The 12385-nt window shown below is 57.3% G+C and carries 7 protein-coding genes; 4 read left to right on the top strand and 3 right to left on the bottom strand.

Going from position 1 to position 12385, the window contains the following annotated elements:
* Window positions 1-181: 181 nt before the first annotated feature.
* The 4 genes from BOW53_RS01135 (at window position 182) to BOW53_RS01120 (ending at window position 7156) form a co-directional block, all read left to right on the top strand.
* Entirely contained in the window at window positions 182-2053 is a 1872-nt protein-coding gene (locus BOW53_RS01135; RefSeq protein WP_078485699.1) for a GAF domain-containing protein, read from the top strand.
* A 12-nt stretch (window positions 2054-2065) separates the two neighbouring features.
* Window positions 2066-4216: an HlyD family efflux transporter periplasmic adaptor subunit gene (locus BOW53_RS01130; RefSeq protein WP_078485698.1), complete on the top strand. Its 2151-nt coding sequence runs from the start codon at window positions 2066-2068 to the stop codon at window positions 4214-4216.
* Window positions 4209-6218 (top strand): preprotein translocase subunit SecA, encoded by a 2010-nt coding sequence (locus BOW53_RS01125; protein ID WP_078485697.1) that lies wholly within the window; start codon window positions 4209-4211, stop codon window positions 6216-6218. Before BOW53_RS01130 ends, BOW53_RS01125 begins: the two co-directional genes overlap by 8 nt.
* A gap of 101 nt (window positions 6219-6319) precedes the next feature.
* Entirely contained in the window at window positions 6320-7156 is an 837-nt protein-coding gene (locus BOW53_RS01120) for an efflux RND transporter periplasmic adaptor subunit (protein WP_172838721.1), read from the top strand.
* A 44-nt stretch (window positions 7157-7200) separates the two neighbouring features.
* Here the strand turns inward: BOW53_RS01120 and BOW53_RS01115 are convergent, their stop codons facing one another.
* The 3 genes from BOW53_RS01115 to mfd form a co-directional block, all read right to left on the bottom strand.
* Entirely contained in the window at window positions 7201-7635 is a 435-nt protein-coding gene (locus BOW53_RS01115; protein WP_078485695.1) for a bacteriohemerythrin, read from the bottom strand.
* Window positions 7636-7753: 118 nt separating this feature from the next.
* Window positions 7754-8548: a CsiV family protein gene (locus BOW53_RS01110; RefSeq protein ID WP_172838720.1), complete on the bottom strand. Its 795-nt coding sequence runs from the start codon at window positions 8546-8548 to the stop codon at window positions 7754-7756.
* A gap of 46 nt (window positions 8549-8594) precedes the next feature.
* The gene (mfd, locus tag BOW53_RS01105) at window positions 8595-12083 is read right to left on the bottom strand and encodes a transcription-repair coupling factor (protein WP_078485704.1); all 3489 of its coding nucleotides are present in this window, start codon (window positions 12081-12083) and stop codon (window positions 8595-8597) included.
* Between the last annotated feature and the right edge of the window lie 302 nt (window positions 12084-12385).

Here is a 12385-nt window from a genome sequence, read left to right as displayed (position 1 = left end):
GTTCAGGATAAACCGATAACAGCTCACAACAGGCACCGATGAGCCTGTGACAACTGGACCTGCCCATTCCCCGTTCGTGGGAAGGTAATTTCTATGCCACAAAATTCTGGTTAGACCTGTCTTAAATGGTTATGCTTGGGTTAGACTGCATTTAAGTCAAGCATCGTGGTAGGGAGGTCTGATGACAGGCGCAGGCGATACCGACCAGACTGGAAACATAACAATAATCAGCCCAAGCGGTGAAAGCTCTGGAACTTGGGAACGTCTTAAATCATCTGCCAGCCAGGAGGCATTTGCCGCCGTATGGCTGGATATTCAATGCCAACTCATAGAGGACGTGACCCAGGGCGTCGTGGTTCTGGGGGCACCGGAGCAGGGGCCGTTTTCACCTGCAGCGGTCTGGCCTGAGGGCTCCATCGGCGGTTCCGGGTTGATCGGGGTCATCGAGAGCGCTATTACAAAGCGACGTCCTGCTGTGGGTACGGAAAAATGGGCAGGAAAGAGCCAGCGTCCGAAACAGGATGCTGTTGCCTGTCCACTGATCATCGACGCGCAGGTTTGTGGTGCTGTTGGCATCGAAATATCACACCGTACGGATAAAGAGCAGCAACAGGTCATAGAGCAACTGGAATGGGGTAGCGGGTGGCTCGAATCTCTTATCAGGCGAAGGAAGATCACTGCCACTGACCGCCTGGTCACGGTACTGGAACTTGTCGCCACCTCGCTGCATTACGACCGCTTGCAGGCCGCTGCCACTGCAGTGGTTACCGAGCTTGCGGGACACCTCAACTGCGAGCGTGTAAGCATTGGATTTGTAAAGAAAAACCATGCTCAACTCAAGGGGTTGTCCCACAGCGCTTCGTTTGGTGAAAAGGCCAATATCATCCGTGCCATCGAAGCGGCAATGGATGAGGCGATCGAGCAGCAGTCGGTGATCGTTACCCCCCCCAGGCAGAATGCCCCGGTACAGGTCATAAAAGCCCACGAGACCCTGGGAAAAGAGCATGGAACCGGTTCAATCTGCACGGTGCCGTTCTCTGTAGGGGACAAGACCATCGGCGCATTGATCCTTGAACGCCCTGAAGGGGAACATTTCGACTCAGCCACTGTTCAGTTGTGCGAGCACGCCGCCTCCCTGCTTGGACCGGTACTGGAGGTCAAGCGTAGAGATGATCGCTGGTTGATACAGAAGGGCATGGATCATCTCCGTACCCATGTTCAGCATCTGCTGGGACCACGGCACACAGGGAAAAAACTGGGCGTGATTGCCACGGTGTTGGTCGTGCTCTTTTTTACCTTTGCCAAAGGTGATTACAGGGTTACGGGCAATGCGATACTTGAAGGTACTGTGCAGCGGGCGGTGGCAGCTCCGCTGTCGGGCTATATCGCACATGCCGGTGTGCGTGCGGGTGACATCGTCAAGGCCGGCGATGTGATGTTTGCCATGGACGACCGCGACCTTCGACTCGAGCGGCTCAAGTGGATCAGCCAGCGCTCCCAGCGCAGAAGCGAATACAGCGAGGCCTCGGCACAACATGACCGAGCCAAGACACGCATCCTGGCCACCCAGATCGAACAGGCCGAGGCGCAGATCGCGTTGATCGAGGAGCAGCTCAATCGCCTCAATGTGGCGGCCCCCCTTGACGGCTTTGTAGTTGCCGGAGACCTCAGTCAGTCCCTGGGTGCCCCGGTGGAACGGGGGGATATCATGTTCGAGGTGGCCCCGTTGCATGATTACCGGGTCATCCTGCAAGTGGACGAGCGGGATATCGGCGAGATAACCGAAGGACAGACCGGTCAGCTGGCACTGACAGGTATGCCGGGAGACATTCTCGAAATCAAGGTCAAAAAACTTACACCCATATCTTCCGCGGAAGAGGGTAGTAACTTCTTCCGGGTAGAGGCCCAGCTGGAGGAAGAGACGATCACAATGCTGCGCCCCGGCATGGAAGGCGTCGGCAAGATCTTTGTCGAAGAGCGCAAGCTGATCTGGATATGGACCCATAAGATCGTGCACTGGATGCGCATGTTCTTCTGGTCATGGTGGCCCTAACCCGGGAAAGAGATGGCCGATACGCTGTTCAGTCCCTCCTGGTATCGCGTTGCGGAACTCAAACCCCGCATGCGGAACCACATACAGATTCACCGCCACGATTATCGGGGAAGGGTCTGGTATGTGCTGCAGGATATCGCGGCAGGGCGCTCCCATCGACTGACACCGGCCTCCTATCACTTCATCGGCCTGATGGACGGACGCAGGACGATAGAGGATCTCTGGTCGGCTACCAACGAACATGCCGGAGACGACGCGCCGACCCAGGATGAGGTGATTCGCCTGCTGGGCCAGCTTCACGCCGCTGACTCGCTGATCTGCGATGTCCCTCCTGACACCCGGGAACTGTTCAGGCGCTATAAGCGCCACGAACGCATGAAGTGGAAGCGCAGACTCTGGACGCCGCTGGCTATCCGTTTTCCACTGTTCGATCCCGAGGGCTTTCTGGACAGAACCATGCCCATGTTTCGCTGGGTCTTCACCTGGTACGGCGCACTGCTTTGGCTGGCGGTCGTTGGCGCGGGTGTGGTTTTTGCCGGAATGCATTGGGATGATCTCACCGAGAATGTCGTAGACCGTGCACTGGCTCCCCAGAACCTGCTGGTTCTCTGGTTGGTTTATCCCATCGTCAAGGCGATACATGAATTGGGGCACGGCTATGCCACCAAGGTGGCGGGGGGTGAGGTTCATGAAATCGGCATCATGCTGCTGGTGCTGGTCCCTGTGCCCTACGTGGATGCTTCCTCGGCATGGGGTTTTCGGGAGAAGCGCAAGCGCATGCTGGTGGGTGCCATCGGCATCGGGATCGAACTCTTCCTGGGTGCCTTGGCCCTGTTTGTCTGGCTCAACGTGGAACCGGGCCCCGTGCATGTCATTGCCTATAACGTGATGCTGATCAGCGGGGTGTCGACTCTGTTGTTCAACGGCAACCCCTTGCTACGTTTCGATGGCTACTATGTACTCTCGGATGCCATAGAGATCCCCAACCTGGGTAACCGCTCCAACAAGTACCTGGGATACCTGTTTCAACGCTATCTCTTCAAATCCCGCGACGCAGAGTCCCCCGCCAACAGCCGGGGAGAGCGGGTATGGTTCTCTTTCTACGGTGTAGCTGCATTTTTATACCGACTGTTTATCCTGTTCACTATTATTCTCTACATCGGCGGCAAGTTCTTCATCGTCGGTGTGCTGCTGGCCATATGGGGTACGGTTACCCAGGTTGTCATTCCGGTAGGTAAGACCATGAAATTTTTGTGTACCAGTCCAAAACTCAGACGAAAACGAAAACGCGCATTGGCTATGTCGGGGTTGGTATTAAGCCTGGTGCTCGCTTTGTTGTTTCTCATGCCGGCACCCCACTGGACACGGGCAGAAGGCGTGACCTGGCCTTCAGAGAAATCCCAGGTTCGGGCAGAGGCAGACGGTTTCATCACCAAGGTCCTGGTAGCCGAAGGCAGTCGCGTGGAGAGCGGGACACCCCTGATTCAGGCTGAAGACCCATTTTTACTGGCACGTGTGAAAATTCTTCAATCCCAACTCGATGAACTGGAACTCCAGCGGATGGCCGCCCAGACCATGGACAGGGTGCAGGTTGCCGTCATTCGGGAGGAGATCGCCTCGGTCAGTGCCAACCTGGATCGGGCCAGGGAGCAGTACCAGGACTTGACCATCCGCAGTCCCAGGGATGGCGTACTGGTGATCCCGAGAGTTGAAGACATACCTGGAAATTTCATCAAGAAAGGCCAGCTCATCGCCTATGTGATCGACCCATCTGACCACCTGACCGCGCGGGTTGTTGTCTCCCAGGATGATATTGCACTGGTACGTGAACGTACGGAAAGGGTGGATGTCATGCAGGCAGAGTGGGGTGCGGCGTCCTATCCCTCCGTGGTCTGGCGCCGGGTTCCGGGCGGTACCAACCAGTTGCCGACAGCCGCACTGGGAACAGGTGGCGGCGGTGAGTTTGCCGTAGACCCCCGGGACAACAACGGGAGGACAACCCTGGAACGTGTGTTTGAACTCGAGATTGGTCTTCCGACAGAAGCAGGGAGCTCCTTTCTTGGCAGCCGGGTCTTCGTGCGCTTCGATCACGGCTATGAACCCATCGGCTTCCAGATTTACCGGAGCCTGCGTCAACTCTTCCTGAGGCAGTTCAGTGTCTAGCATTGCACTATACAGACCCGGTGTTGCCGTCGGCAGGTATCCACAACGGGACGACATCCGGGACAACTGGCTGGAGAGAACGGCAGCCGAGACTGCCGGTTTTTTTCGCCAGCACCTGCATGGACGGCAGACGAGATACTGGCGTTTCGTGAAATCAGTGGACCAGGTAGCCACTGAGAAGGGGCTGGCTGATCTGAGTAACGAAGCGCTGCGTTCACTCACCGTCGACCTACGCAGACGCCTCTACAGTGAAGGGTTGCGGGATCAGCTGATCGCTTTCTCGTTTGCCTTGGTCAGGGAGGTGGCAATCCGGCAGCTTGGACTCAGGCACCATGATGTCCAGCTCTTCGGTGGCTGGGTGATGCTCAAAGGCATGGTCGCCGAGATGGAGACCGGCGAGGGCAAGACACTCACGGCAACGCTGCCTGCGGTGACAGCCGCACTCGCCGGTATCCCGGTGCACGTGATTACGGTCAACGATTTTCTCGTGACCCGCGATGCGGACTGGATGACCCCGGTCTACAAGGCCATGGGGCTAACCGTGGGGACTATTACCGAGGAGATGACCCCGGAACAGCGCCAGGTGGCCTACGCCTGTGACATCACCTACTGCACCAACAAGCAGGTGGTGTTCGATTATCTCAAGGACCGGATCCTGCTGGCCCAGGAGAGCAGGCGACTTCACATGGAGCTGGAAGGGCTCTACAACCCCAACCCGAGAAAAAGCAGGCTGCTCATGCGCGGACTCTGTTTCGCCATCGTGGACGAGGCGGACAGCGTGCTGGTGGACGAGGCACGGACCCCGCTCATCATTTCGAAGTCGGGCGGACAGGGACAGGTCGACCAGCAGAACCAGATCTACCGGGAGGCGCTCACCATCGCCGAGAAGCTGGAAAAACCCCGAGACTTTTCCGTCCGCAGCCGTGAACGCCAGATCGAACTGACAGATCTCGGCAAGGCCCAGTTGAAACGCTTCTCCATGCGCTATGGCGGTGTCTGGAAAGGGCGAAAGCGCAGAGAGGACCTGATAAAACAGGCGCTCTCGGCGCTGCACCTGTTCGAGCTCGACAAGCACTACCTTGTGAAAGGCGGCAAGGTGCAGATCATCGATGAGTTCACCGGACGCGTAATGGAGGATCGTTCCTGGGAACGTGGTCTCCACCAGATGATCGAGAGCAAGGAGGGGTGCGATATTACCGGAAGACAGGAGACCCTGGCGCGCATCAGCTATCAGCGTTTCTTCCGGCGATACATGCTGCTCTCCGGTATGACCGGAACGGCTCACGAGGTTGCCCAGGAACTCTGGTCGGTCTACCGCCTGAACGTGGTGTCGGTACCCACCAACCGGCCGGTACAGCGCATGCAGTATGATGACCAGGTGTTCAAGTCGGCAGCCCCTAAATGGCGGGCGATTGTCGATAGCGTCAAGGAGGAGCACCGGAAGGGAAGACCGGTGTTGATCGGCACGCGATCGGTAGTCGCATCAGAACAACTGAGCAAACTGCTGCACCTGGCCAATCTTCCTCACCAGGTACTCAATGCACGCCAGGACCAGGAAGAGGCTGAAATCGTGGCCCGGGCCGGGCAGCGCGGGCGCATAACGGTGGCCACCAACATGGCGGGACGTGGCACGGATATCAAGTTGGATCAAGGCGTCCAGGAGCTCGGCGGTTTGCACGTGCTGGGGAGTGAGCGTCACGAGGCGAGGCGAATCGATCGGCAGCTGTTCGGGCGTGGCGGACGTCAGGGTGATCCCGGCAGTTACCAGGCATTCGTATCCCTTGACGATGAATTGGTGCAGGACCACCTGGGGTCGTTGACGCAACGTATACTTGCCTGGGCTCTATATGATGAACACGCCTTGCCGACCTGGCTGGGGAAAGTGATAGTTTACGCAGTACAGCGTTTTGCTGAAGGGCATAACAGTCGGACACGCAAGGATCTCTTGAAGATGGATGACAATCTTGGCGATATGCTTGCATTCAGCGGACGCGGCGAATAAACGAAATGGGGAACAAGATGCAAAATGCTTTGAAAGGAACGAGGGCAGTTCTGTTAGCTTCACTGATGGGTGGCTGCCTCCCTGCGTTAGCAGCGGATGCCATGCAGGGTTCTTCCGGTCCGGGTCAGGGAGGCTACCTGGCCACAGCAGAACTGCGCACCCTGGCAATTCCAGGCACATCGGGCGCATTCAATCTCGATTCCAGGGACGTTGATTGCCTGATCGAACCCCACGTGGTGGTCGAAGTAAGCACCCGTGAAACCGGAATTATTGAAGCACTGTCGGTAAACCGCGGCGGTATTGTAAAGAAAGGCGATCCGCTTCTGTTACTCGAATCTGGCCACGAAAAGCTGGCGGTGAAACTGGCCAAAGCCCGTGCCACCTCCTATGCAAACGTGGAATCCAAAAAGGCTGCGCTCGAATATCTCAAGCGGCAGCAGAAGCGAGTTGTAAACCTGTACAAGAAGAAGGCGACCTCTTTCACGGAGAAGGACAAGGCCGATACCGATGTGATGTTGGCTGAGATGGAACTGCGGGAAGCCCGCGAGGGTTTGCAGATGGCGAAAATCGAACAGGAGAGAGCCGAACACGCCTTGGCCCGCCGTACCATTCCCAGCCCGATTTCGGGTATCGTCGACAAGGTGCTGCTGGACCCCGGTGAGTCAGTGGAGGATCGCCCCATCATGGTGTTGGCCCAGGTCGATCCGCTGAACGTTGAGGTAGTGCTTCCGTTGCGGTTATTCGGTGCAGTGACCGTGGGCAAGGCGGCTGAAATCATGCCGCTGGTGCCAGGCAGCCGAAAGCACCGCACCCAGGTCAAGATCGTGGACAAGGTGATCGATGCCGCCAGCGGAACATTCGGCGTCAGACTCGAATTGCCAAACCCCGATTACGAAGTGCCCGGTGGTGTACGCTGCGAGATCAGTTTTCTGGAGTGAGCGTAGTGACGGCTTTTGCCCTGTAATTGGCAAGACAAAGGTGATCACTCAGGCATCAGGTATTTCGAGTAGCCCGACAGCAGGGGTTTTAGCTTCATGTCCTCCTTGATGACATGATCGAGTAGCCAGCTGCGAAGCAACTCTGCGATTTCATCACCCTTACCTTCAATTTGTGATGCCTCTTCCATGGCCATAATTTCATTATGGAGTTCGCCGATTTTTGACATCAGCTTCTGATGGGCCGCTTTATGGTCGGCATAACCGGCATATTGGATTTTGAGCTGTATCCTCTCTTCGTGCTCGAAGTGTTTCTTGGTGTAATCCACAAGTTGTTCAGTTGCATATTTCAGATCGTCGAGGCTGTCTTGAGGATGGGCAAGGGAATGGGTCACCATATTGACTAGGCAGATCAGGTAACGGTGCTCCATGTCGATGATTTCATTGCCAAGACTGAGTTGTTCCCGCCAGTGAACTGTCATGCGGCCTCCTCGATGGATTTTGCATTACGCCCTTCGTTTTGTTGAGTATAGCTTTTCCACTGTAGGAGCCCAGTCCCCTGGGTAATGAGTAGGTTATATATACAACGATTCCGGGAACTTATTGAGCAGTTGCACCGCTTTTTACGGGAGGGCTTTCTGTCGAGATCTCCTGGGCAGGCGCCTCTACGTCGATCGGCATCTCTTCAGTCATCAGCTCAGGCTCAGGCTCTTCGTATTTTTCTATCGTGATGAGCGCACCCATGAGCGGGTGATCCAGGTAGTGGAGTTCCCCACTGCGCATTTTTCTATGGCCCTGAAAACGGTGACCGGTAGAACCTGGATCAAAGGGGGGTTCGCCACTGCTGATGATGTTGTACTGGGGGCGCAGCAGAAGATCGAGATTGGCATGGAGGTAGCGGCCAAGACTGATGATGACGACACCTTCCATAAGGGGCTGGTCGAAGTCGGTTTTCTGTGCAGACCTTACATATACCGGCAGTGCCTGTTCCCTGGGGAACCCGGGCTGACGCCACGCAATGTGGGTAAGAGACTGGAGACGTCCACCACTTCGCCTCAGCTGACGCTTCTCGGCAGACAGCAGGTGGGCCTCCGGCGGGAGAAGCTCGAACAGCGAGGCGCCAGGCACCATTGATACATCATTATTACCAAGTACTACTGCATTGCTCCAGTCGGGGGTACCCGGATCATCGGGCCAGCTCTCTGTACTGCCTGCGCCTGCGCCCTGGCGGGAGAAGATGACGATCTCGACATCGTAGAGTTGCTGTGATTCCTCCACGGCTGATTCCTGGGCGGTGGCAGTCTGGCCTAGGAACGTCAATCCAACAAGCAGGGTACTCAGTAAGCCGGTAAATCTCATAGATACTTGCGACAGGGTGGTTTGTTGATGGTTCATTTTGCGTTGCCCGGAAGAAAAAGTATAGGGCTCAATAACGGGTTTCTCAGTTTCGGCCAGCCACTTCATCCAGTATGTCCGCTATCTGTTCAATACGGCGTTCACGCTTCTCAAGGTTGCGGAAGAAACGGATCTTCTCGCCGCCGTCCAGCTTGTACTCCTTCGGTCGTGTCTGGATCAGGCGGATGATGTTCGCCGGGTCGATTTTCGGCTGGCCATCGAACAGGATACGTCCTCCTGCCGGGCCTGCCTCGACCTTGCGGATACCCATGGGATTGGCCTTGAGTTTCAATTCAGTGATACCGAACAGCGCCTTCACCGGATCCGGCAGCAGGCCGAAACGGTCGATCATCTCCACCTGGAGTTCGCGCAGCTCCTCCCTGGAAACGGCGCTGGCGATGCGCTTGTACTGCACCAGCCGGGTGTGTACATCGGGCAGGTAGTCTTCGGGCAGCAGGGCCGGAAGCTGCAGGTCGATCTCGGCGCCGTGGTCCAGGGGGCGGTCGAGATCGGGCTGCTGGCCGGATTTGAGGGCCTTTACCGCACGTTCCAGCATCTCGGTATAGAGGGAGAAGCCGATCTCGTGTATCTGGCCGCTCTGTTCGTCACCCAGCAGCTCGCCTGCACCGCGAATCTCCAGGTCGTGGGTGGCGAGGGTGAAGCCTGCGCCCAGGGTCTCCAGGGATTCGATGGCCTCCAGGCGCTTTCTGGCATCTGCGGTCAGTGTTTTGGGCGGTGGTGTTATCAGGTAGGCGTAGGCACGGTGGTGAGATCGACCCACACGACCGCGCAACTGGTGCAACTGGGCGAGGCCGAGCTTGTCTGCACGGTTGATGATGATGGTATTGGCGCTGGGTACGTCGATACCACTCTCAACAATGGTGGTGCAGACCAGGATATTGAAGCGCTGATGATAGAAATCGCGCATTATCGATTCGAGCTCACGCTCACGCATCTGGCCATGGGCCACCTGTACCCGCACACCAGGCATCAGCCCCTCGAGCTTGGCGGCAGTGTTTTCGATGGTGCTCACTTCATTGTGAAGAAAATAGACCTGTCCGCCACGCTTGATCTCACGCTGGCAGGCTTCGATGATCAGTGCGTCGTTCCACTGGTTGATAAAGGTCTTGATGGGGTGGCGCGCCGCCGGCGGTGTGGCGATGATGGAGAGATCACGCATGCCGGACATGGCCATGTTAAGGGTCCTGGGAATGGGCGTTGCAGTGAGGGTGAGCAGATCCACTTCACTGCGCAGTGCCTTGAGTTTCTCCTTGTGACGCACACCGAAGCGATGCTCCTCATCGATGATCACCAACCCCAGGTTCTTGAACTTGATGGTGTCTCCCAGCAGTTTATGGGTGCCCACCACGATGTCCACGGTGCCACCGGCCAGGCCATCCAGAACCTTCTGCTGCTGCTTGCCTGTGCGGAAGCGTGACAGGCTCTCCACCTGGACCGGCCAGTCCGCGAAGCGGTCCGAGAAATTCTCGTAGTGCTGCTGGGCGAGCAGGGTGGTGGGTACCAGTACCGCCACCTGTTTGCCACCCTGGGCGGCAGTGAAGGCAGCTCGCATGGCCACTTCAGTTTTACCAAAACCCACATCGCCGCAAACCACGCGATCCATGGGCTGGTGGGACTCCATATCCGCTACCACGGAATCGATGGCCTGCTGCTGATCCGGCGTCTCTTCGAACTCGAAGGATGACGCGAAGCTGGCATACTCTTCACCCGGGGGCGGGAAGGCGTAGCCCTGGTTGGCAGCACGGCGGGCATAGATCTCCAGCAGCTCGGCGGCGGTATCCCGTACCTGTTCGGCGGCCTTGCGTTTTACTTTCTCCCACTGGTCGCGGCCAAGACGGTGCAGGGGGGCGTTTTCAGGAGAAGCCCCGACGTAGCGGCTGATCAGGTGCAGTGAGGAGACCGGCACGTAAAGCTTGTCTCCCTTGGCGTATTCGAGCGTCAGGAATTCGGTCTGCATACCGCCGACTTCCAGCGTCTGCAAACCCAGGTAACGCCCCACACCGTGGTCTTCGTGAACCACGGGGGCGCCGATGTGCAGTTCGGTGAGATTGCGCACCACCTGTTCGGCATCGCGGTGCTTGGCCTTGCGGCGGCGCTCCTGGCGCACACGCTCTCCCAGCAGCTGGGTTTCGGTAATGACGGCGATACCGTCCTGCTCCAGCCAGAGGCCCTGCTCCAGGGGGGCGACAGCAAGGTTGAGCTGTTCATCCGATGTCCTGAATTCATCCCAGTTATCCACCACGTGGGGCCGTATGCCGTAGCCGCCAAGGGTGTCGCGCATCTGTTCACGACGTCCGGCGCTTTCGGCCACGAAGAGTACCCGTGGCGGTGCCTGGTCGAGAAAGGTTTTCAGGCCGCTGGCCGGATCCGATGCCCTGGGCTGGAAGCTGAGGACGGGCAGGGCACGGGTGTTGAAATTGTGAAAGGTGCCGAAGCCTTTCTGACGCGACTCGATTTCGGTGCGTTGCAGTTGGACTGAACAACCCCGGTTGAGATTGGCCGCCATCTCCTCGCTGTCGAGGAACAGGCGATTGGGGGGTAGCAGCGGCCGCTCTGCATCGTGCCGACGCTGTTCATAGCGCTCTGCAACCCGGTCGAGAAAAGCATCAGCCTCGTCCCTGGACTCGTCAAACTGGGTGATCAGCAGGTTTTCCGGCAAGTAGTCGAAAAGTGTTGCTGTCTCTTCGAAGAAGAGCGGCAGATAGTACTCCAGTCCTCCGGGGGCGTTGCCTTCGGATACCTCGCGGTAGATCAGGCTGCGCTGGGGGTCGCCTTCGAAGCTGTTGCGAAACGCCTGGCGGAAACGGGTGATGCCGGTCTCATCCAGGGGAAACTCACGGGCGGGCAGCATCTCGATACGCTCTACTTTATCGATGGTGCGCTGTGTCTCCGGATCAAAGGTGCGTATGGATTCTATCTCTTCGTCGAAAAGATCGATCCGGTAAGGTGTTTCACTGCCCATGGGAAACAGGTCGAGCAGGGAGCCTCGAACTGCGAATTCACCGTGTGCGATGACCTGGGGCACACACTGGTAGCCCGCTTTTTCCAGGCGCTGGCGCATGGTGTCCAGCTGGATCTCCTCGCCAATGCTGATCATCAGGGAGTTGCCGTCCAGGTAGGATTTTGGCGGAAGACGTTGCAGCAGGGTGCTGACCGGAACGACCAGTACGCCACGCCTGATGGTGGCGATACAGTAGAGGGTCAGCAGCCTTTGGGAGATCAACTCGGGTAGCGGTGAGAAGACATCGTAGGGCAGGGTCTCCCAGTCGGGAAACGGGAACACGGGAATCTCTTCGCCCTGGAGGAAGAACTCCAGGCTGTGCTCGAGCTGAACCGCGCTCTGCATATCGTTGGCCAGCACCAGCAGCAGGCCATCATGCTTTCTGGCGGCACCCGCTATGGCCAAGGCGTCGCTCATGCCATAGAGCCGACCCCACAGGAGGCGTTCGCCAGCCTGAAGTGGGAGGGGCGGGTCGAGTGGGGAGCATGCTGTTTTCTCAGCGTCGTAAGCCATGGCGCGGGTCATTCTTCAATTGGTCTGATCAAAGGGGGCGTATTCTCGCATAGCCCACCCCGGAACTGGAACCCGGATAAGTGCTCTGAAACAGCGATTTTCGCGTACCTGCTGTTGTTCACGATCTCTTTTTCGGGAATATATTCAATTGAAATCAAAACGATTTTTAAGGTGTAATGACTGAGTGGCTGCTCAGTAGTGAAGGGCGGTTTCAAGTAATAACTGCAATTCAATTACGCAGCAAGCAAATCCACTTGCCGCCCCATAAATAATTCATTCGGTGATCGATAGCCTCTTGTGGC

It is taken from the genome of Solemya velesiana gill symbiont (assembly GCF_002020805.1).
In the GTDB taxonomy this organism is placed as follows: domain Bacteria; phylum Pseudomonadota; class Gammaproteobacteria; order Chromatiales; family Chromatiaceae; genus Sedimenticola_A.
This window is presented reverse-complemented; position numbering and strand designations above follow the sequence as displayed.